This is a genomic window from Crossiella sp. CA-258035 (assembly GCF_030064675.1).
Lineage (GTDB): Bacteria > Actinomycetota > Actinomycetes > Mycobacteriales > Pseudonocardiaceae > Crossiella.
On sequence record NZ_CP116413.1, the window covers coordinates 4,321,295 to 4,340,081 of the forward strand.

The window sequence follows — 18,787 nt, forward strand, 5'->3', positions numbered from 1 at the left end:
CCTCACCGGGTCACGCGGAGTCCCGGCGGACCAGGCTCACCGGGAGCACCTGCCTGCCTGGCGCCGGGCCCGCTCCGTCGATGAGCTGGAACAGGGTGTCGACCATCTGCCGGACCTGCCCGCGCGGGTCCTGGTGAATGGTGGTCAGCGGTGGCCGGGTGGCCTCGGCCAGCCCGCGGTGGTCGTCGAAGCCCACCACGGCAACGTCTTCCGGCACCCGCCGTCCCGCGGCCCGCAGCGCGCGCAACGCGCCCGCGGCCATCGGGTCGTTGGCCACGAACACCGCGTCCAGCCTGGGCACCCGTCTCAGCAACCGGGCCATCGCCCGCTCACCGCTCTCGGCGCTGAAGTCGCCCTCTTCGGACAGACGGGCGGCGGCGCGCTCGTCCAGGCCGAGGGTGCCGCGCCAGCCCGCGCAGCGGTCGATCGCCGAGCGCTGGTCCTGCGGGCCGGCCACGGTGCCGATGTGCTTGCGCCCCAAGGACAGCAGGTGTTCGACGGCGAGCTTCGCGCCGCCCTCGTTGTCGAAGTCGACCAGGTGCAGCCCGCGGGTGCCGCTGCCGGGCCGGCCGCCGCCGAAGACCATCGGCAACCGGAGCAGGCGCAGCGCGGTGGGCAGGGGGTCGGCCTGGTGGGAGGCGAAGACCAAGGCGCCGTCGACGTGGCCGCCGTCCAGGAAGCGCAACGTGCCCGGCACGTCCTGCCTGCTGTCCACCAGCATCATCAGCATCTGGCTGCCGCGTCCGGTCAGCTCGCGGAAGGCGCCGCGGACTATCTCGGCGAAGTAGGGGTCCTCCAGCACCTTGGGCTCCGGCTCGGACAGGACCAGGGCGATGGCGTTGGTGCGGCGGGTGACCAGAGAACGGGCCGCCTGGTTGGGGGAGTAGCCGAGCGCCTGGGCCGCGACCAGGACCTTCTCCCGGGCATCGGGGCTGACGTAGACCTCGGCGTTGAGCGCCCTGGACGCGGTCGAGCGGGAAACACCGGCGTAGGCGGCGACATCCTCCAGCGTGGGCCGCATCTCACCTTGGACCGTCACATCCACCACCCCATCCGCGTCAGCCCAGCCAACCCAGAATATCGAAATCTGGGAGCGCTTCCAGGCTGCTGACGGTTCCCATCCGGTTTCCGGCCGGTTACGGACCGGGATGGGCATGCCGTTGACGCGCGGGCGGGTCAGGACTCACCGCCCGGGGGCGGATCAGGCCAGTGCCGCCGCCAGCAGCGCGCTCGCCGCGGTCCGGGCCACCGCGCTCGCGCCCGGATCGCGGTCGGTGCGGGTGGCGTGCCCGGTGCCGTCGTAGACCAGGTGCAGCTGGTGCGCGAGTGCCGCGGGATCCTTGGCCCCGGCCTGTTCGGCGAGCTCGGCGAACAGCCCGCGCACCCAGGCCCGGTACTCCCTGGTGGCCTGTTCCACCCGGTCGCCGGGCCGGGACTCCGCACTGGCGCGGTGGAAAGCGCAGCCCAGGTAGCCGCTTTCGGCGTACAGCGCGGCCTGGGCCTCGAAGACCGCGAGCACCTTGGCCTCCGGTGTCCCGGCCGCGTCGACTGCGGCCCGGATGCGCGCGGCCATCCGGTCCTGCCTGCCTTTGAGGTAGGCGTGGATCAGCTCGTCCTTGCTGCCGAAGGTGTTGTACAGCGAGGCCTTGGCCACCCCGGCGTGCTCGATCACCCGGTCGATGCCCACCGAGCGCACGCCCTCGCGGTAGAACAACTCGTCGGCGGCGCTGAGCAAGCGCTCCCGGGCGGACACCTTGGCCGCGGTAGCCATCCTCGCCACACTCCTTCGAACCGGACGAACCCACAGGTTACAGCCGCACCGGCACCGGCTCGGGATCACTCGTCCGCACCGGGGTGAGCAGCCGGACCAAGGCCAGCAGCGCCAGCGCGATCAGCACGCCGCCGTAGATCAGCGCCGCGCCCACCAGACCGGGACCGTGCACGACGAGGACTCCGGCGACCACCGCGGGCACCCCAAAACCGAGGTAGGACACCACGAACAGCAGCGAGAGCACCCCGGCCCGCTCGTGCGGCGCGGCCTGCGGCACCGAGGTGCGGAGGCCGCCCTGGAAACCCGCGCCGAAGCCGATCCCGGCGATCGCGGTGCCCAGGAAGAACACCGGCAGCGAACCGGCCTCCAGCCCGGCCAGGGTGACCGCCACGCCGATGATCAGCGCGACCACCCCGGTGCGCATGGTCCGGCCGGGGGACTGCGTGCGCAGCACCACCGTGGTCAGCGCCGCGACCCCGGCCATGGTGAACAGGCTCAGCCCGCCCAGCACCGGCGATCCGCCGCCACCGAGCCTGGTCACCAGCGCCGGGCCGAGCGCGCCGTAGAGCCCGGCCAGCGCCCACACCGCGAACAGCGCCGGCGCGGCGGTCAGCACCCTGGCCCGCACCGCCCTGGGCAGGGTGATCTCCGGCCGCAGGCTGGCCAGCGCGCCGGGGGCCCGGCTGACCGTCTCCCGCATCAGCGCGATCCCCAGTCCCTGCACCAGGAACACCACCAGCAGGACCAGGTAGACCAGCTCGGTGGGCGCGGGCAGGTAGCTCACCAGCAGCGCGGAGAACAGCGCGCCCACCGCGGTGCCGATGCCGGGCGCGACCGCGTTGGCCAGCTGCCCGCGCTGGGCGTCCAGGTCGAGCATGCCCGCCCCGAGCGCGCCGATCGCGGCCCCGGTGGCGACCCCCTGCACGACCCTGGCGACCAGCAGTGCGGCCACCCCGTCGGCGGTGGCGAAGACCAGCATCGCGGCGGCCTGCACGACCAGCGCGACCAGCAGCACCGGCTTGCGGCCGAGGTGGTCGGAGAGCTTGCCCAGCACCAGCAGGGCGGCCAGCACGGACACCGCGTACACGCCGAAGACGATGGTGGTGGTGATCGGCGAGAACCCCCATTGCTGCTGGTAGAGGGCATACAGCGGGGTTGGTGCGCTGGAGGAGGCGAGCAGCGAGACGACCAGGGAGGCGAGCAGGTACAGCGCCGCCGAGTCCGGCAGCCGCGGGGTCCGGGCCATGCCGGGCACCTCCAGATTGAGTAGACAGGTCTGTTCAGTCCCAGTCGACCATAGACAGGTCTGTCTACTTCGGCAAGCAGGTGCGATTCTGACCACGGCCGTTCCTGAGGGACCCGACCGCGGTGGACCGCTGGGTCGCCCCGGACTACCGCCAGCACAGCTCACTCGCCGCCGACGGCCCGGAGGCCCTGCGCGCACTGGTCGCCGGCCTGCCCGACGGCTTCCGCTACGAACTGGCCAGGGTGGTCGCCGACCGCCGAGCGCTGGGCGGAGCAGGGCAAGCACCTGCGGTACAAGACCGTGCACCGGGTGGTGGCCGAGGGCGAGTTCGGCGTCCCGGTGGCCTACTGGGACCTCTTCCGGGTCCACAGTGGACGGATCGTCGAGCACTGGGACGTCATCGCGCCGGTCCCGTCGGCGCTGCCGCACGACAACGGCATCTGCTGACGTGTGCCAGCTGCTGGCCGCGGTCAGCCCTGCTCCCGCTCCCGGAACGCCCCGGGGGACACTCCGGCCTCCCTGGTGAAGAACTTGCCGAGGTTGGTGGGCTCGGTGAACCCCAGCCGACGGCTGATCGCAGCTACCGGCAGGTCGGTCTGCGCGAGAAACCGCTTGGCCGCCAAGGCAACCCGCTCGTCGATCAGTGCCTTGGCGGTCCGCCCGGTGACCGCCTGGCATGCCCGGTTGAGCCCGCGCAGCGAGTAGCCGACCCTGGCCGCGTAGTCGGCGGCGTTGCGGTTGCTCGCGAAGGACCGCTCCAGCTCCTCCCGGAACCGGGAGAACGGCCCGTCAGCGGGTTCGGCGACCAGGCCGGGCAACCGCGCCAGCCGCAGCAGCAGCGCGCCGAGCAGGTGCCGCAACAGCTCCGCCGTCACCGGCGAGGGCGTCTCCCGCACCGCCCGCCGGTACTCCCGCACCAGCTCGGTCGTGGCCGCGATCAGTCCACCCCACTCCGGCAGCGGCACCGCGCGCGCCGCGGGCGCGAACGGGCTCACCAGCGGCCGGGCGTGCGCCAGCCGCGGCGGGAAGCCCGGCGTGAACAAGGCGACGAACCCGGTCAGTACCCCGTTGGCGGGTCGCGTGCGGGCGGCTTCGGCCAGCGCCTTGGCCGCCGTGACGATGACGGCGTTCACGGGAACCTCCTGATGATGTGTTGATCGGCCAGGAGGTGCCGGATCAGGTCTCGTCGAGCAGCCGTAGTCCGTCCCGGGCCCAGGCGATCCTGGTTCTGGCCACGGCCGCCTGTCCGGCGAACACGTGTGCCTTCAGTTTGACCATCCGGTCGTGCTCGGTTGCCGGCCGGTGGCCGATCCGTTCCTTGAACAGCTCGGTGTCCTTGGCCAGCAGCCGGGCGCTGTGCGCCGCCGCGTGCTCGGCCACGGCCTCCTGCTCGGCGATGAACTCGGTCAGCACCCGCTTGGCCGCCGCCGGCTCCACCAGGTCGAAGTAGAGCGCCTGCACGTCCAGCGCGTCCCGGCTCGGCGGGCTGGCGTGCGGGGTGCCGACCCACTCCCGCAGCTCGCGCAGCCCGGCCTTGGTGAGGGAGTAGACCGTCCTGGTCCGGCCGCCGGTCTGGTGCTGAGTGCCCTCGATCAGCCCGGCGGCCGCCATGGTCTTCAGCGCCGGGTAGATCTGGCTCTGCGGCGCTGACCAGACCCAGCGGGTGGAGGCGCTGCACAGCTGGGTCAGCTCATAGCCGCTCATCGGCCGGGCTTCGAGTGCCCCGAGCAGAACGTGCTGAACAGACATGTATCGAGCTTAATGTCCTCATCGGTTGATCCGCATGTGACGGCGCGGTGCGGCGGAGCGCCTGCGGTGCACCAGGTGCGCGATGGCCACCACCACGCCGACCGCGATCACGATCCCGGTCACCAGCGGGCTCATGAACTTGGTCAGGCTCGGCGCGTCACTGGACCCGAGCAGCCAGAACGCCAGCGGCGTGGCGTAGGCGACCGCGCTCGCCGCGCTCCACCAGCGCAGGGCGCGCAGCCGGGGGTCGCGCAGGGTGCTGATCAGCAGGACGAGCACGGGGAAGCCGGAGAGCAGGCCGAAGCCGCCGAGCACGAAGACGGGAAAGGCCCAGGCCGCGATGGGCACGGCCAGTGCGGGGCGGTGGGTGCGGGTGCGTTGCGGGGTGGTGGTCATGGCTGTTGCTCCTCGAGGTCGGGGTGGTGGTCAGGCGGGCAGACGGGGGGCGCGGACTCGATCTGCTTGCCGGTCCAGCTCTCCTCGGTGCGCACGATGACGCCGCCCTTGACCTTGACGAAGTTCCACACGTGCACGCCCTCGTCGATGCGCAGCCCCTCGCCGATGGCGGGCCCGCTCCAGCGGACGCACTGGTTGTGCTTGACCTGCTTGACCGAGGAGGTGATCACCAGGGTGGTCGCGGGGGTGACCGGCGTGGCCGGGGCCGGGGTGGTCCACCGGAACCACGAACCCTTGCGGCCTGGGCCGGGGCGGCCGCGGCGAGGATGTCGGCGGCGGCGAGCGGGACGGCGGTCAGGGCGGCGCGCAGCCGGGCCGGGCTGGCGTTGGTGCTGGTCATGGCGTTGCTCCTGGCTGAGGTGTAAGCGCCTATCGCGTTTGTTAGAAGCTATAACTCGGCCAGTCGAGGTGTCAATAGCGAAAGTGAGAGGGTCTAACTAGACTTCGGCCGTGTCAGGCCGAGAGATGGGGAGTGACCGGTGACGGAGCAGAGCCCGCGGGAGCGCTACCGGGCCCAGGTGCGTGAGCAGATCAAGGAGCGCGCGTGGGAGCAGATCGCCGCGGCCGGCGTGCCGGCCTTGTCGCTCAACGCGATCGCCAAACAGGTGGGCCTGAGCGGCCCCGCCCTGTACCGGTACTTCGCCAGCCGCGACGAGCTGATCACCGCGCTGATCCGGGACGCCTACCGCAGCCTGGCCGACACCGTCCGCGCGGCCTTCGACGCCGGCGCCGACCTGGCCGGGCTGGCCGCCGTGATGCGGGAGTGGGCGCGCGCCGACCCGCAGCGGTACTTCCTCATCTACGGCACGCCGGTGCCCGGCTACCACGCGCCTGCGGACACCACCGCGATCTCCTCGGAGGTCATGACGGTGCTGATGGAGGCCTGCGCCGCACTGCCCTCGGACCGGCCGCCGACCCCGTTCGACACCCACCTGGACGGCCACCGCGACTGGGCGGGCGGCCACCCGGCCCCGGCCGCCGCCCTGCACCGCGCGCTGTCCTTCTGGACCCGCCTGCACGGCGTGCTCTCGCTGGAGCTCGCCGGTCACTTCGCCGGGATGGGGTTCGACCCCGACCTGCTCTTCGCCGAGGAACTGGCCGCGCTGCTGGCGGAGTGAGCGTGGTCAGCCCGCCGCCCCGGCGTGCGCCAGCGCGCTGGGGGAGAGGCGGCCGACGATCGCCGGGGCCTCCCGGACCAGCGAGTCGTCGGTGAGCGCGGCCACCATGAACAGCGCGAAGTCCACCCGCCGGGTCCGGTTGCTGGCCAGCGCCGGGTCGCCGACGTGGCGACGCCACACCGGCAGGCCCTGGCTGTCGCCCTCCTCCAGGTCACTGCCCCTGACCAGGGTCCACCGCCGGTCGCTGGCGAAGATCCGCCTGCCCGCCTCCACCTGGTCGTCGATCTCCACCGCGCGCACCAGCCGGGCCAGCCAGGTGACCAACCGGACGGTCGCCCGGAACCGCCAGGTGTAGCAGTCGCGGTCGTCCCTGGCCACGTGCCAGCCGCAGGAGAAGACCAGGCGGGCGGCGGGATCGGCGTGGTCGAGCACCGCCTGCGCCGTGCCCGAGGAGTACTGCCGGACGCCCCAGGGAGCGAGCACGGTCAGCACGCCGTCGCAGCCCGCGACCGCCTGCCTGATCACCTCGGGGTCGTTGGTGGGTCCGGGCACGATGGTGATCCGGTCGGCGAACTCGGCCAGCTTGCCGACGCTGCGCTCCCGGCACACGCCGACCACCTGGTAGCCGTGCTGCAGCGCGTGCCGGATCAGGTACTGCCCGAGCTTGCCCGAGGCCCCGACGATGCAGACCTTCCGCATCCGTTCTGTGCTCATCTTCCCGCTCCCACCACTCGTGTCCCGCCGGACTTACGTTGTAAGTCACGCTAGGCTTACTATGTAAGTCCGTCAACCGGCAGGAGGAGCCATGGGCGAACGCGGCGCGAAACCGAAACGGGCGCCGCTGAGCCGGGAACGGGTGGTCGCCGCCGCCCTGGCGCTGGCCGATGAGAAGGGCGCGGCCGGGGTGACCATGCGCGCGATCGCCGGCCAGCTGGGCGTGGAGGCGATGTCGCTGTACAACCACGTAGCCGGGCGCGAGGACATCCTCAACGGCATGGTCGACGCGGTCTTCGCCGAGATCGACCTGCCAGCAGCGGACACCGACTGGAAGCAGGCCATGCGCGCCCGCGCCACCGCCGCCCGCGCGGTCCTGCGCCGCCACCCGTGGGCCGTCGGCCTGCTGGACTCCCGCCGCCGGCCCGGCCCAGCCACCCTGCGCCACCACAACGCTGTCCTGGGCGCACTGCGCGCGGGCGGCTTCTCCGTGGCGCTGGCCGCGCACGCCTTCTCGGTGATCGACAGCTACCTGTACGGCTTCGTGCTCCAGGAGTCGAGCCTGCCGTTCAGCAACCGCGCCGAACTGGACGAGGTCGCGGGCGAGATCCTGAGCGAGCTACCGGCCGAGGCGTACCCGCACCTGGCCGAGCTCATCGCCGACCACGCGCTGCGCCCGGACTACCAGTACGCCGACGAGTTCGACTTCGGCCTCGAGCTGATCCTGGACGCCCTGCACCCGGACCTGGCCTAGCCGACCCGGATTCGCTGCCGCCGCAAGCGGATCACCGCGGCTGGGTCGCGGCGTGCAGCTGCTTGGCCAGCTCGGCCGCACGCCCCCGGCACTGCTCGCCCCGCGGCGGCTCGTTCTTGCCGGACACGAAGAACACGCTGTCAGGATCCAGCCAGCGAGCCTACGCCCCGATCCCCAGCCCGGTCGCGCGCTCATCCCGAGGCGTCGCGCGCCGGGGATTGTTGCCCATGACTCCTTCTCGACTGGTGCGAGGCCAGCAGGGATGACCGTTGTTGGCGCGGCCAGATCGCTGCCGGCGCCTGTGGCACAGTCGGCACCGTGCCGTTGGATGATCTGCCGGACTGGTTGCCGGCCTGGTGTGTGGACCAGTTGGGGGACGAGCCGGTCGGCGTGCTGTTCGAGGTGCGGTCGATATCGGCGGTGTTCGGGCTGCGGCTGGCCGCTGGGCGGGACGTCGTGGTGAAGGCGCGGGAGGACGACGGCCGGGCCGCGTCGTGTGTTGCCGCGCAGGCCCGGTTGGCGGAGCGGGGGTTTCCCTGTGCCCGGCCACTCACGCCAGTGGTCAGTGTTGATGACGCTGCCGGTGCGCTGGCCGTGCACGCTGAGGAGTATCGGCCCGGCGGTGAACTGTTGCCTGGCGACTCGCCGGCGGTCGCCGTGCGCTACGCGGGGGTGTTCGCCCGGCTGATGGGCGAACTGGTCGACGTGGTTGTCGCGCCTCCGGTGCCGAATCCGCGCTGGGTGCGTTGGGACCACCCGGATTCCGGGTTGTGGCCGGCGATCGGGTTCCTGGACGAACGGGACCAGAGCCTCGTGCCCGGGTACGTCCTCGACACGGCCGAGCGGGTCCGCGACCGGTTGCTGGCCGCCGACCTGCCGTGCGTGCTCGGCCACGCCGACTTCGAGGCGCAGAACCTCCGCTGGCAGGACGGCCAGGTCTGGGCCGTGCACGACTGGGACAGCCTGGCGTGGCAGCCGGAGGCGGCGCTGGTGGGAGCGGCGAGTGGCGTGTTTCCCAAGACCGGGCCGGCCACGCTGCCGCCGATCGAGAGTTCCGAGGCGTTCCTGGTGGCCTACCAGGATCTTCGGGGGCGCCGGTTCACCGCGGCGGAGCTGGAGGTCGCGTGGGCGGCCAGCCTGTGGCCGGCGGCGCACGACGTCCGTTGGGAAGCACTGCACGGTAATCCCCCGGGGTCCGGTGACGCCCTCCGCGCGCAGGCAACCGACCGCCTCCGCCGAGCGAACGCCTAGCCGCCAACACCAATGCCAGCGCGGGTTCGAGGCGACTACGGTTCCGTTGCGGGCTGGCTGGCCGCTCGTACCGCGCGCCATTCCTCGGCCGCCAGCACCAGGTTGTCGTGCACCCGCTCCAGGAACACGCTGACATCGCGCAGCCGCTGGCCGGCCGGGCTGTCCGGGCCGAACAGCTGTGCGCCTTCCTTCGCGGTGTCGCCCAGCTCCCGGTTGACCTGGGCGCTGGCCAGCATTGCCCGGTACCAGACGTCGTCGCCGATGAAGTAGCGGTCGCGGCGGGCGTTGCCGTCCCGGTCCCGGGTGATCAGTTCCTGCTCCTCCAGGAACTTCACCGCCGCGGAGATCGAGGCTGGGCTCACCTGGAGGCGGCGGACCAGGTCTGCTGAGGTGAGGCTGCCTGAGTCGGTGGTGTGCAGGCAGGTCAGGACCCTGGCCATCATTCGCGGCACGCCGTTGCGCACCAGTTGGTCGGTGAAGCGCTCCTCGAACTCGCGTACCAGGTCTTGGCCAGGTGCGGGTGTGGTCGCCGGTGGTGTGGTCAGGCGGTGCACCGGGCGGCGGCGGGCGCGGCGGGTGGTGGCCAGCTGGGCCGAGTTGGGGCGGTAGCCCGTGGCGCCGCCGTTGCGGGCGACCTCGCGGGTGATGGTGGAGGCCGGGCGGTCCAGCCGCTTGGCGATCTCGGCGAAGGTGAGGCCCTCGCGCAGCCCCTCGGCGATCTCCTGGCGGTCCTGGTGGGTCAGCCGTGCTCCTGGCATGGCACGAGTATGCAATGAGTTCTTCGAGCTGTGCTGAAGATCAGCTGACAGGTGTCACGGTCGCTCGTGATAGGCGGCACTGGTGGGGGGACTTCCCGGCGGACATCCTGCCCACATGGTGTTACCAGGTAGGAGAAGAAGGGCGCTGACCGTGCTCGGCGTCTGCGCCCTGGCGGTCAGCGTGGTCACGCCCACCGCCACCGCCGACCCGTCGCGTCTGGGCCCCGCACTGCGCGCGGTCGTCGCGGCGGGGGTGCCTGCCAGTTATGCCGAGGCGGTGACCGGTGGCAGCCCTGAGCGCGGCGTGGCCGGTACCGCGGAGCTGGGGCAGGCGCGGGCACCGAATCCGAAGGGGCGGTTCCGGGTGGCCAGTGTGACCAAGACCTTCGTCGCCACCGTGGTCCTGCAACTGGTGGGCGAGGGCAAGCTGGGGCTGGACGACCCGGTGGCCGGTCATCTGCCCGGACTGCTGCCGTACCCGGAGCCGATCACCGTGCGCCAGTTGCTCGGGCACACCAGCGGCCTGCCCCGGGACATCGCGCACTGGACCACGCTGGCCGAGGTGGACACCTTGCGCTTCCAGCGGTTCGGCCCCGAGCAGCTGGTGCGTGAGTCGACCACCGGCAAACCGCTGCTGTTCGCTCCCGGCACCTCCTTCTCCTACTCCAACACCGGCTACACGGTGCTGGGCCTGCTGGTCGAGAAGCTCACCGGTCGCCCGTTCGCGGTCGAGCTGGCCCGCCGGATCACGGTGCCGCTCGGCTTGCGGGACACGGAGTTCCCCGCGCACCAGCCGTTCCTGCTCCGCCCGGCCGCCCGCGGCTACGAGCAGCTCTACCCGGACAAGCCACCCACCGATGTCACGACCTACGTCATGTCCCGGGTCTGGGCCTCCGGCAACCTGATCAGCTCGGCCCGCGACCTCAACCGCTTCTTCGCCGCCCTGCTCGCCGGCGACCTGCTGCCACCGGCGCAACTGCGCGAGATGACCACCGCCCGGCCCAATGCCCTGGGCCCCTTCGGTTACGGCCTCGGCCTGATGACGGTGGCCGGTCCGTGCGGCGGACCGGACTGGTGGGGCCACGGCGGCGACTTCGCGGGCTTCAACACCTGGAGCATGCACACCAGGGCCGCCGACCGCCAGATCAGCGCGGGCATGAGCATGGACCTCACCGCACCGCCCGCCGCGCGTCTGGCCATGCTCAACCAGGTCCTGCCCGCCGCCCTGTGCACCGGCCCGGCATCGCGCACCGCCACGCAGCTCACCTCGCCCGACCTCCGCTAGCGGGGCTGGTCGTGGGTGGCGCAGTGGATGCCACCCCCGCCGGCGGCGATCGCGTTGATCGCCACCGGCACCACCTCGCGGCTGGGGAAGTGCTCGCGCAACACCTGTTGGGCCCGGTCGTCGGCCTGGCGGTCGCCGAAGCGGGGCAGGAACAGCGCGCCGTTGGCGACGTAGAAGTTGGCGTAGGAGATGACGCTGGTGTCCCGGTACCCGGCCACCAGGTCCGGGTCCGGCTGGGTCAGCTCGACCACCTGCAACGGCTTGCCGTCGGCGTCGGTCGCCGCGCGCAGCACCTCCTTGGCCTGGGCGGCGGCCCGGGACCAGGAGTCCGGTGCGGTGCCCGGGGCGGCCTGGTCCAGCAGCACCGTGCCGGAGGGGGTGCAGCGGACCAGTGAGTCCACGTGCGCGTCGGTGATGTCCTCGCCGCGCACCCCGGCGAACCAGATCACCTTGCGCACGCCGAGCGCCTTCTTCAGCTCCGCCTCGACCCGGTCCCGGCTCATCCCGGGGTTGCGGTTGTCGTTGACCATCGAGCTCTCGGTGACCAGCAGCGTGCCCTGCCCGTCGGTCTCCAACGAGCCGCCCTCGCCCACCAGCGGCGTGGCCACACCGGGAATCCCGTACCTGGCCAGCACCGCGGCGGCGACCTTGCCGTCCCGGTCGTGCTGCTGCTTTCGGCCCCACCCGTTGAAGTGGAGGTCCACCCCGGCGACCTTGCCGCCCTCCTCGACGAACACCGGCACGGTGTCCCGCGCCCACAGGTCGTCCACCGGGATCGGCACCACCTCCACCTCCTTGCCGCAGGCCCGCTGCGCCGCCTCGGCCTGCTCCGGCCGGGCCAGCAGCACCACCGGCTCGAAACCGGAGATCGCCTGCGCCAGCCGCGCGATGTCCGCCCGGACCCCGCTCAGGTCCGCGCCCCAGATCGCGGTGGCGGCCGGCCAGGACAGGAAGGTCCGGGCGTGTGGTTCCCACTCGGCGCCGAACCGCCGGGCAGGGGCCGCCACCTGCTCCGGCGAGGTGGCGGGAGAGGTCGCCGGAGCAGGGGAGTCCCGGGCTGAGCACGCCGTGGTGAGGGCGAGCGCGCTCAGCCCGGTGAGGCCGTGCAGCACGGTTCGGCGGGACAGCGGGTTGGGCGGCACTCGGTCACTCCACGGTAGGCTGGGCGGCGGCCATTAACTGAAATTTCAGTCAGCCTAGCGGAGTGGTGCCGGGTCACGCCACTTCGGTGAGCTTCCGCCAGATCGCCTCCGCCGGGTGCGGCGCCTGGTTCCGGTTGACCACCACGGCGATCGTGACCCCGCGAGCCATGTCGGTCCCGGCCATCGAGGTGAACCCGACGTAGCTGCCGCCGTGTCCCTGCCAGGTGCGGCCGCCGGACTTCGTGCGGGAGGTGCCCATGCCGTAGCCGCGCCCGTCCGGGCTCGCTTCCGACTGCGGGGACGGGGTGGTCATGCGGCGCACGGTGTCCGGGCGGAGCAGGTTGCCGCGGGCGAACGCCGCGTCCAGGACCAGGCCCGCGCCCAGTGCGGTGCCGGCCAGCGCGCCGTCGGTGAACGGCAGGCCGTACAGGTCGGTCGGGATGCCCTTGGCGCCGTAGGCGGTGAAGAAGTCCTGCAGCGAGCCGTCCTCCTGGCGGCTGTAGCCGTGCGCGAAGCGGCGCAGGGCCTGCGCGGAGCGGTCCATGGTGACCAGGTGCTCGGTCATCGGCGTCTGCCGGGTGCCCGCGCGCTGGAGGAAGTGCCGGTAGGCGCGGCGGAGTCCGTGGTCGCCGCCGGTGGTCCTGGTCAGCACGTGGCCGAGCACGATGTAGCCGGTGTTGGAGTAGGCGAAGCGTGCCCCTGGCTCGACCGGTTCGCGGATACCGGCCTTGAGCTGCTCGAAGGTGTAGGGCCGGTTCGGGTCGTACTTCGCGCTGGGCGGGAACAGCGGCGCGGTGGCCGGGTCCGAGTACAGGTCGGGGTAGCCGCTGGTGTGGGTGAGCAGCATCCGGAGCGTGACCACCCGGGAGCCGGCCACCTCGTCACCGACGTAGGCCGAGATCGGCTTGTCCAGCTCCAGCACCCGGTTCTCGACCTGGTGCAGCACGAACGTGGTCAGCATCAGCTTGCTGAGACTGGCGTAGGAGAACATGGTGCCCTCGGTGACCGGCTGCCGCGGCTCGTTGATCGCCGCGCCGCGGGTGCCCGACCACAGCACCCGGCCGTTGCGCAACGCCACGGCCTGGACGCCGGCGTCACCGAAGGCGGCGGAGGCCTGCGCCAGCGCCTCGTCCATCTTCTTGGCGAAGTCCCGCTCCGGCGCCGCGGCCGCGGGCGTGGGCAGGACGCTGGCCACGGCGAGGGCCAGGATGAGAACGCAGTGCCGGAACCGGCCGCTCATGGTGCCTCCCTGAGGTCGATCGCCCGCACCCCGGTGGTGACCGAGTCGAGCGCGTCGTGGTTGATGACCGCGCCGCTGCCCGGTCCCGCCGGGACCTCCAGGCAGCCGTCCACCAGCTCGAAGGACTGGGTGATGTCGTTGGTGTAGTAGCGGCTGGTGGCCGAGATGTCGGCGGGCAGGGTGAACCCGGGCAGCGCGGCCAGGGCCAGGTTGGCCGCCCGGCCGATACCGGTTTCCAGGACCCCGCCGCAGAACACGGGGATGTTGTTGGTGCGGCACAGGTCGTGGATGGCCCGCGCTTCCAGGTAGCCGCCGACCCTGGCCGGCTTGATGTTGATCACGTCGGCCGCGCCCAGCGCCAGCGCGGTGGTCGCGCTCTGCAGGCCGGTGATCGACTCGTCCAGGCAGATCGGGGTGCCGATCCGCTCGGCCAGCCGGGCGTGCGCGACCAGCTCGTCGGCCGGGAACGGCTGTTCCAGCAGCAGCAGGCCGAACTCGTCCAGCGCGAGCAGCACCTGGGTGTCCGCGCTGCCGTAGGCCTGGTTCGCGTCGACCTGGAGCAGCAGCTCGTCGCCGAAGGCCCGGCGCACCGCGGCCACCGGCTCGACGTCCCAGCCGGGCTCGATCTTCAGCTTGATCCGGCGGTAACCCTCGGCGAGGTAGCCCTCGACCCAGGCCAGCAGCTCGGCGAGGTCAGCCGCGATGCCGACCGAGACGCCGACCTCGATCCGCTCGCGCACGCCGCCCAGGTAGTCCACCAGCGGCATGCCGCTGGCGCGCAGCTCGGCGTCCAGGATGGCGGTCTCCACGGCGGCCTTGGCCAGCACGTTGCCCGGCACCCGGCGCATCAGCCGCTGCGCGCGAGCGGCGGTGACCGGTTCGGCGGTGGGCAGCAGCGGCAGCAGCACGTGCTCGATGACGTGCTGCGCGCCGTCGAGGTACTCGGCGAAGAAGACCGGTTCGGGACCGGCGGCGCACTCGCTCCAGCCTTCCCCCTCCGGTCCGATCCAGCGCAGCAGCAACACTTCCCGCTCCGTCTCCACGCCCTTCGATGTCCTGAAAGGACGGACCAGGGGCATGTGCACGGTGCGCAGCTCGATCCGGGTGCCGGTCATGCCGCCTGCTCCTGGCGCAGCAGGTAGCAGCCCTCGGCGGTGATCCCGGCCGGGCGGTACCCGGCGGTCCAGCCACGGGCCAGCACCGTGCGCGAGGCCAGCCGCCAGCGCCGGGCCTTGGCGGGATCCTCGCGGCGCATGGTCTCGATGTCCGGTGGCACCCAGGCCAGCAGGACCGGATCGGCCGGTGCGCCGGTGACCAGCGGCTCGCCCTGGGCGTCCTGGTCGAGCACGCGCGGTCCAGAATCCTCAGGTGGGGCAAGGGGTGCGGGGTCGGCCAGGTGCCAGGTCACGACGAGCCGGTCGGTGTGGTCGGCTCGGTTCACCAGGTCGTTCATGGGCGGGTAGAAGTCCTTCCGGTAGTCGGTGACGCGGGCGCCGAGCCGGTTGAGGTTGAAGTGCGCGTTGCGCCGCACCAGCGGGTCGAAGGTCCACACCATGGTGGCAGCGCCGCGCTCCAGCGCCCACAGCCGTTGGGTCTGCTTGAGCGCCAGCCCGATGCCGCGACCGGCGTGCGTGGCGGCGACCGCGGCGACCATCGAGTACAGGCTGTCGGACCCGGGTGCGCCGGCCACGCCCACGGTGAGCCCCACGACCGCCTCCCCGGCGAAGGCCCCGAGCACGCAGCCGCCGCTGTGCAGCAGGCTGGTCAGCAGGTCGGCCGGGATCGGCGGCGCGTGCGGGGGAGTGCCCCACACCCCGGCGAGCAGCAGCTCAGCGGCCACGCACTCCTCGGTGGTGTGCAGCTCCCGCACGGTCACCCCGGCCAGGCTGGGCCCGGTCTTGATCGTCATGTCAGGCTCCCGTAGCTCAGCCCGGTCCCGTCGATCCGGACCGTGGCCCGCCGTTGACCAGGTCCGGCCAGCGGGTCGTGCTCGTCGACGGTCAGGGTGAACGCGCGCTCGGTGCCGTTGGCCAGCCTGCCGATTCCGGTCACGCTGAACCACCCGTCGGCGGTCTGCAGCCTGCCGAGGCGGGTCGAGCGCAGCACGCCGAACGGACCGGCGACCAGCACCGCGCCCGAGGCGGACCGCTCCCCGGCCCGCTGGCTGAGCGAGGCCGCCACCACGCTGGCGCCACGGCCTTCCAGGGGTCGCAGCAGGCCCGCCGCGCTCGCGGTGAGGTCGCGGTCCGCGTTCTGCGGCCTGGTGGGCATGCTGGCGGCCCGGCGCAGCGCCTGTCCGGCTGCGGCGCGGGTCGGTTCGCCGCCGGTGAGGGCGAGCTTGCCGTTGACGAAAACCTGCCGCACACCAACGGAATACTGCTTCGGCTGCTCGAAGGTGGCCCGGTCGCCGATGGTCTTGGGGTCGAAGACCGTCACGTCCGCGGCCATGCCCTCGGCCAGGTAGCCGCGGTCGACCATGCCGACCATGGTCGCGGGCAGGCCGGTCATCTTGCGGATCGCCTCTTCCCAGGACAGCAGGCCGCGGTCGCGGACGTAGCGGCCGAGCACCCGCGGGTAGCTGCCGTAGTGCCGGGGATGGGTCTGCGCGGAGTCGGTGACGCCGCCGTCGGAGGAGAACGCGACGAACGGATCGGTGATGAAGTTGGCCAGGTCCTGCTCGGAGCCGATGTGCATCACGGCGAGGATGGATCCGTTGTGCGCGGCCAGAATCCGCATGATCGCCTCGCCGATGCTCACCCCGCCGTACTCCGCCATGAGGTCGGCGACCGACCTGTTGGCCAGCTCCGGCAGCACCACCTTGTCCGGCGTGCCGACGTCATCGCGGACGAACGCGCTGGTCTCGGTGTCGATGCGCGGGCGCAGCGCGGGATCGGCGAAGCGGGCCAGCATCGCCGCGGTGCCACCGTCCTTGGCCCAGCCCGGCACGTAGAACTCCAGCGCGGTGGAGGCGGCGGTGTAGGGGTAGACGTCGCCACCGGCGTGCGTGCCCGCGGCCCGCGCCTCGCGGAGCAGCCGCAGCACGGTCGCCGACTTGCCCCAGTTGCGCGGACCGGCGACCTTCAGGTGGGTGATCTCCGGCATCAGCCCGGCGGCCTTGCCGATCGCGATGTCCTCGGCGGTGGACTCGACCACCAGGTTGGTCTCGTCCCGGATGTGGTCGGTGAACAGGGTCCGCCAGGCGCGCGCGCCGCGCACCACGTCGATGACCTCGTTGGTGCGCGCGTAGGAGGCAGGCGGGTAGCCGAGGCCGCCGGAGACGCCCCAGCCGCCCTGGCGCATGCCGCTCTCGATCCGGGCGCGCATCTGGGCCGACTGGGCGGCGGTCGGGCGGGTGTCCTTCTCGCCCATCGTGGCTTCCCACACGGAGTTGAAGCCGACGTAGGGGGCGACGTTGATGCCCTTCTCGACCGCGTCCAGCTCCTTGAGCTGCTGGGAGATCTCGTACGCGCCGCCGCCGTCCGGGCCGAGCAGTTCGGTGGTCACGCCCTGGGTGAGCGAACTCTTCGCCGAGGCCAGCGGCGCGCCGGTGTCGGTGTGCGCGTGCACGTCGATGAAGCCCGGGGTGACGAACAGGCCGGTGGCGTCATAGCGCGCCCTGGCCCGGACCCGGCTGAGGTCGCCGACGCGGTGCACGCGCCCGTCCTTGAGGCCCACATCGGTGATCCGGCCGGGTGCGCCGCTGCCGTCGAAGACCTTGCCGCCGTGGATGATCGCGTCCAGTTCCGGTGGCGCGGCCACCGCCGGTGCGGGCGAGGCCAGCAGGAGCCCGGCGGCCAGCACGGCCGCCACACCCCGCCGTGGTGTGCGCGTCATGGTGTGCGTTCCTTTCCTCCGTGAGCGCCGAGCCGCGAGTGGTGGCGGCTGTAGAGCAGGTAGACCGCGAGCGCCAGCAGCAGCCAGCCGCCGAAGAGCAGGTAGGTGCCGGCCGGGAGCTGGTAGACCAGGTAGCCGCAGCAGCCGATGGACAGCAGCGGCACCACCGGGTAGCCGGGCACCGAGAAGCCGCGTTTGAGCTCCGGCTCCCGCCGCCGCAGGATGATCACGCCAAGGGACACCACCGCGAAAGCCACCAGCGCGCCCATGCTGGTCAGGTTCGCCAGCTGGTCCAGCGGCACGACCGCGGCGATCAGCGCGACAAAACCGCCCACCAGCACGGTGCCGGCCACCGGGGTGCCGGTGCGCGGCGCGATCCGGCAGAACACCGGCGGGATGATGCCGTCGCGGCCCATCGAGTACAGGATGCGGGTCTGCCCGTACAGCACGATCAGGATCACGCTGACCACCGAGATCACCACCCCGGCGGAGAACACCGGCCCCGGCCAGCCGCCGCCGGTGACCCGCTCCAGGATCGCGGACAGCCCGGCCTGCTGGCCCTCGAAGGCCGTCCACGGCTGCGCGCCGATGCCGACCAGCGCCACCAGCACGTACACCGCGGTGATCACCAGCAGCGCGCACAGGATGGCCAGCGGCAGCGTGCGGCGCGGGTCGCGCACCTCCTCACCAGCGGTGGACACCGCGTCCAGGCCGATGAAGGAGTAGAAGACGGTGGCCGCCGCCGCGCCGACCCCCGCGAAACCCATGGGGGCGAACGGGTGCAGATTCCCGGCGTCGAACCCGGCCGCGCCGACGACCACGAACAGCGCCAGGATGCCGAGCTTGAGCAGCACCATCACCGTGTTGACCACCGCCGACTCCCGCGCGCCCCGGACCAGCAGCAGGCAGCACAGCCCCACCAGGACCACCGCGGGCAGGTTGACGTAGCCGCCCTGCCCGGGTGGCGCGGTGATCGCCGCGGGCAGCTGCGCGCCGAAGAGCCGCTCGGTCAGGTCGTTGAGGTACTGGCCCCAGGTGACCGCGATGACCCCGGCGGAGACCGCGTACTCCAGCAGCAGGCACCAGCCGACCGCGACCGCGGCCAGCTCGCCGAGGGTGGCGTAGGCATAGGAGTAGGAGGACCCGGCGACCGGCACGGCGGAGGCCAGCTCGGCGTAGCACAGCGCGGTCAGCGCCGCGGTGACCGCGCCGAGCACGAAGGAGACGATCACCGCCGGTCCGGCCTTGGGCACGGTGGAGCTGAGCGCGAAGAAGATCCCGGTGCCGATGGTGGCGCCGATGCCGATCATCGTCAGCTGGAAGGTCCCGATGGTCCGGCGCAGGCCGCCGGTGGCCTCACCCAGCAGCGCGTGCACTGGTTTTCGCCGCAGTAGCTGCTCCCGCAGCGACACACCGTTGCGCAAGGCGGCCTCATTCCGTTTCCGAGGGGTGCCGCCATTCTGGGTTCC

At 72.2% G+C, this 18,787-nt stretch carries 20 protein-coding genes and 1 pseudogene; 5 read left to right on the plus strand and 16 right to left on the minus strand.

Going from position 1 to position 18,787, the window contains the following annotated elements:
• Positions 1-10: 10 nt before the first annotated feature.
• From N8J89_RS19625 to N8J89_RS19635, 3 genes are all read right to left on the minus strand, one after another.
• The gene (locus tag N8J89_RS19625; protein ID WP_283665826.1) at positions 11-1,021 is read right to left on the minus strand and encodes a LacI family DNA-binding transcriptional regulator; all 1,011 of its coding nucleotides are present in this window, start codon (positions 1,019-1,021) and stop codon (positions 11-13) included.
• Positions 1,022-1,201: 180 nt separating this feature from the next.
• Positions 1,202-1,771 carry a TetR/AcrR family transcriptional regulator gene (locus N8J89_RS19630; RefSeq protein WP_283665827.1) on the minus strand — a complete coding sequence of 190 codons (570 nt, stop codon included), beginning with the start codon at positions 1,769-1,771 and terminating at the stop codon, positions 1,202-1,204.
• Between the two features lie 37 nt (positions 1,772-1,808).
• Positions 1,809-3,017: an MFS transporter gene (locus N8J89_RS19635; RefSeq protein ID WP_283665828.1), complete on the minus strand. Its 1,209-nt coding sequence runs from the start codon at positions 3,015-3,017 to the stop codon at positions 1,809-1,811.
• A 300-nt stretch (positions 3,018-3,317) separates the two neighbouring features.
• Between N8J89_RS19635 and N8J89_RS19640 the strand changes: the two genes are divergently transcribed.
• Positions 3,318-3,464, plus strand: a complete 147-nt coding sequence (locus N8J89_RS19640) for a hypothetical protein (protein WP_283665829.1) — start codon at positions 3,318-3,320, stop codon at positions 3,462-3,464.
• 23 nt (positions 3,465-3,487) lie between these two features.
• Here the strand turns inward: N8J89_RS19640 and N8J89_RS19645 are convergent, their stop codons facing one another.
• The 5 genes and pseudogenes from N8J89_RS19645 to N8J89_RS19665 form a co-directional block, all read right to left on the minus strand.
• On the minus strand, positions 3,488-4,150 hold the full coding sequence (locus tag N8J89_RS19645) for an AraC family transcriptional regulator (RefSeq protein WP_283665830.1): 663 nt from the start codon (positions 4,148-4,150) through the stop codon (positions 3,488-3,490).
• Between the two features lie 43 nt (positions 4,151-4,193).
• Entirely contained in the window at positions 4,194-4,766 is a 573-nt protein-coding gene (locus N8J89_RS19650; protein ID WP_283665831.1) for a PadR family transcriptional regulator, read from the minus strand.
• 18 nt (positions 4,767-4,784) lie between these two features.
• Positions 4,785-5,162 carry a hypothetical protein gene (locus N8J89_RS19655; RefSeq protein ID WP_283665832.1) on the minus strand — a complete coding sequence of 126 codons (378 nt, stop codon included), beginning with the start codon at positions 5,160-5,162 and terminating at the stop codon, positions 4,785-4,787.
• A gap of 47 nt (positions 5,163-5,209) precedes the next feature.
• Positions 5,210-5,470: pseudogene (locus tag N8J89_RS19660) on the minus strand (SRPBCC family protein); the annotation flags it as partial.
• Complete coding sequence (locus N8J89_RS19665; RefSeq protein WP_283665833.1) at positions 5,389-5,562, minus strand: hypothetical protein; 174 nt, start codon at positions 5,560-5,562, stop codon at positions 5,389-5,391. The gene N8J89_RS19665 and the pseudogene N8J89_RS19660, both read right to left, overlap by 82 nt.
• Positions 5,563-5,701: 139 nt before the next feature.
• On the opposite strand from N8J89_RS19665, the gene N8J89_RS19670 reads away from it, so the two are divergent.
• Positions 5,702-6,340: a TetR/AcrR family transcriptional regulator gene (locus tag N8J89_RS19670; protein WP_283665834.1), complete on the plus strand. Its 639-nt coding sequence runs from the start codon at positions 5,702-5,704 to the stop codon at positions 6,338-6,340.
• Between the two features lie 6 nt (positions 6,341-6,346).
• Here the strand turns inward: N8J89_RS19670 and N8J89_RS19675 are convergent, their stop codons facing one another.
• Positions 6,347-7,054, minus strand: coding sequence for an NAD(P)-dependent oxidoreductase (locus N8J89_RS19675; protein WP_283665835.1), 708 nt, complete (start codon positions 7,052-7,054; stop codon positions 6,347-6,349).
• A gap of 91 nt (positions 7,055-7,145) precedes the next feature.
• Between N8J89_RS19675 and N8J89_RS19680 the strand changes: the two genes are divergently transcribed.
• Complete coding sequence (locus N8J89_RS19680; RefSeq protein WP_283665836.1) at positions 7,146-7,808, plus strand: TetR/AcrR family transcriptional regulator; 663 nt, start codon at positions 7,146-7,148, stop codon at positions 7,806-7,808.
• A gap of 318 nt (positions 7,809-8,126) precedes the next feature.
• Positions 8,127-9,059 carry a phosphotransferase gene (locus N8J89_RS19685; protein ID WP_283665837.1) on the plus strand — a complete coding sequence of 311 codons (933 nt, stop codon included), beginning with the start codon at positions 8,127-8,129 and terminating at the stop codon, positions 9,057-9,059.
• A gap of 35 nt (positions 9,060-9,094) precedes the next feature.
• Here the strand turns inward: N8J89_RS19685 and N8J89_RS19690 are convergent, their stop codons facing one another.
• Positions 9,095-9,817, minus strand: coding sequence for a GbsR/MarR family transcriptional regulator (locus N8J89_RS19690; protein ID WP_283665838.1), 723 nt, complete (start codon positions 9,815-9,817; stop codon positions 9,095-9,097).
• Positions 9,818-9,932: 115 nt separating this feature from the next.
• Here N8J89_RS19690 and N8J89_RS19695 point away from each other — a divergent pair, with 115 nt between their 5' ends.
• Positions 9,933-11,102: a serine hydrolase domain-containing protein gene (locus tag N8J89_RS19695; RefSeq protein ID WP_283665839.1), complete on the plus strand. Its 1,170-nt coding sequence runs from the start codon at positions 9,933-9,935 to the stop codon at positions 11,100-11,102.
• Here N8J89_RS19695 and N8J89_RS19700 read toward each other — a convergent pair.
• From N8J89_RS19700 to N8J89_RS19725, 6 genes are all read right to left on the minus strand, one after another.
• Complete coding sequence (locus tag N8J89_RS19700; protein ID WP_283665840.1) at positions 11,099-12,244, minus strand: agmatine deiminase family protein; 1,146 nt, start codon at positions 12,242-12,244, stop codon at positions 11,099-11,101. The two genes, N8J89_RS19695 and N8J89_RS19700, sit on opposite strands and share 4 nt — an antisense overlap.
• Positions 12,245-12,317: 73 nt before the next feature.
• The gene (locus N8J89_RS19705) at positions 12,318-13,484 is read right to left on the minus strand and encodes a serine hydrolase domain-containing protein (protein WP_283665841.1); all 1,167 of its coding nucleotides are present in this window, start codon (positions 13,482-13,484) and stop codon (positions 12,318-12,320) included.
• The gene (gene menC / locus N8J89_RS19710; RefSeq protein ID WP_283665842.1) at positions 13,481-14,599 is read right to left on the minus strand and encodes an o-succinylbenzoate synthase; all 1,119 of its coding nucleotides are present in this window, start codon (positions 14,597-14,599) and stop codon (positions 13,481-13,483) included. Before menC ends, N8J89_RS19705 begins: the two co-directional genes overlap by 4 nt.
• Positions 14,596-15,393, minus strand: a complete 798-nt coding sequence (locus N8J89_RS19715) for a GNAT family N-acetyltransferase (protein ID WP_283665843.1) — start codon at positions 15,391-15,393, stop codon at positions 14,596-14,598. Before N8J89_RS19715 ends, menC begins: the two co-directional genes overlap by 4 nt.
• Positions 15,390-17,318, minus strand: a complete 1,929-nt coding sequence (locus N8J89_RS19720; protein ID WP_283665844.1) for an N-acyl-D-amino-acid deacylase family protein — start codon at positions 17,316-17,318, stop codon at positions 15,390-15,392. Before N8J89_RS19720 ends, N8J89_RS19715 begins: the two co-directional genes overlap by 4 nt.
• Positions 17,315-18,742: an APC family permease gene (locus tag N8J89_RS19725; RefSeq protein WP_283665845.1), complete on the minus strand. Its 1,428-nt coding sequence runs from the start codon at positions 18,740-18,742 to the stop codon at positions 17,315-17,317. Before N8J89_RS19725 ends, N8J89_RS19720 begins: the two co-directional genes overlap by 4 nt.
• Between the last annotated feature and the right edge of the window lie 45 nt (positions 18,743-18,787).

Bases quoted from the DNA above. Each gene is read 5' to 3' on its own strand.
- N8J89_RS19720 (WP_283665844.1), bottom strand. From the start codon at position 17,318: ATGACGCGCACACCACGGCGGGGTGTGGCGGCCGTGCTGGCCGCCGGG.
- N8J89_RS19675 (WP_283665835.1), bottom strand. From the start codon at position 7,054: ATGAGCACAGAACGGATGCGGAAGGTCTGCATCGTCGGGGCCTCGGGC.
- N8J89_RS19635 (WP_283665828.1), bottom strand. From the start codon at position 3,017: ATGGCCCGGACCCCGCGGCTGCCGGACTCGGCGGCGCTGTACCTGCTC.
- N8J89_RS19665 (WP_283665833.1), bottom strand. From the start codon at position 5,562: ATGACCAGCACCAACGCCAGCCCGGCCCGGCTGCGCGCCGCCCTGACC.
- N8J89_RS19680 (WP_283665836.1), top strand. From the start codon at position 7,146: ATGGGCGAACGCGGCGCGAAACCGAAACGGGCGCCGCTGAGCCGGGAA.
- N8J89_RS19625 (WP_283665826.1), bottom strand. From the start codon at position 1,021: ATGCGGCCCACGCTGGAGGATGTCGCCGCCTACGCCGGTGTTTCCCGC.
- N8J89_RS19630 (WP_283665827.1), bottom strand. From the start codon at position 1,771: ATGGCTACCGCGGCCAAGGTGTCCGCCCGGGAGCGCTTGCTCAGCGCC.
- N8J89_RS19705 (WP_283665841.1), bottom strand. From the start codon at position 13,484: ATGAGCGGCCGGTTCCGGCACTGCGTTCTCATCCTGGCCCTCGCCGTG.
- N8J89_RS19650 (WP_283665831.1), bottom strand. From the start codon at position 4,766: ATGTCTGTTCAGCACGTTCTGCTCGGGGCACTCGAAGCCCGGCCGATG.
- menC (WP_283665842.1), bottom strand. From the start codon at position 14,599: ATGACCGGCACCCGGATCGAGCTGCGCACCGTGCACATGCCCCTGGTC.
- N8J89_RS19695 (WP_283665839.1), top strand. From the start codon at position 9,933: ATGGTGTTACCAGGTAGGAGAAGAAGGGCGCTGACCGTGCTCGGCGTC.
- N8J89_RS19655 (WP_283665832.1), bottom strand. From the start codon at position 5,162: ATGACCACCACCCCGCAACGCACCCGCACCCACCGCCCCGCACTGGCC.
- N8J89_RS19715 (WP_283665843.1), bottom strand. From the start codon at position 15,393: ATGACGATCAAGACCGGGCCCAGCCTGGCCGGGGTGACCGTGCGGGAG.
- N8J89_RS19690 (WP_283665838.1), bottom strand. From the start codon at position 9,817: ATGCCAGGAGCACGGCTGACCCACCAGGACCGCCAGGAGATCGCCGAG.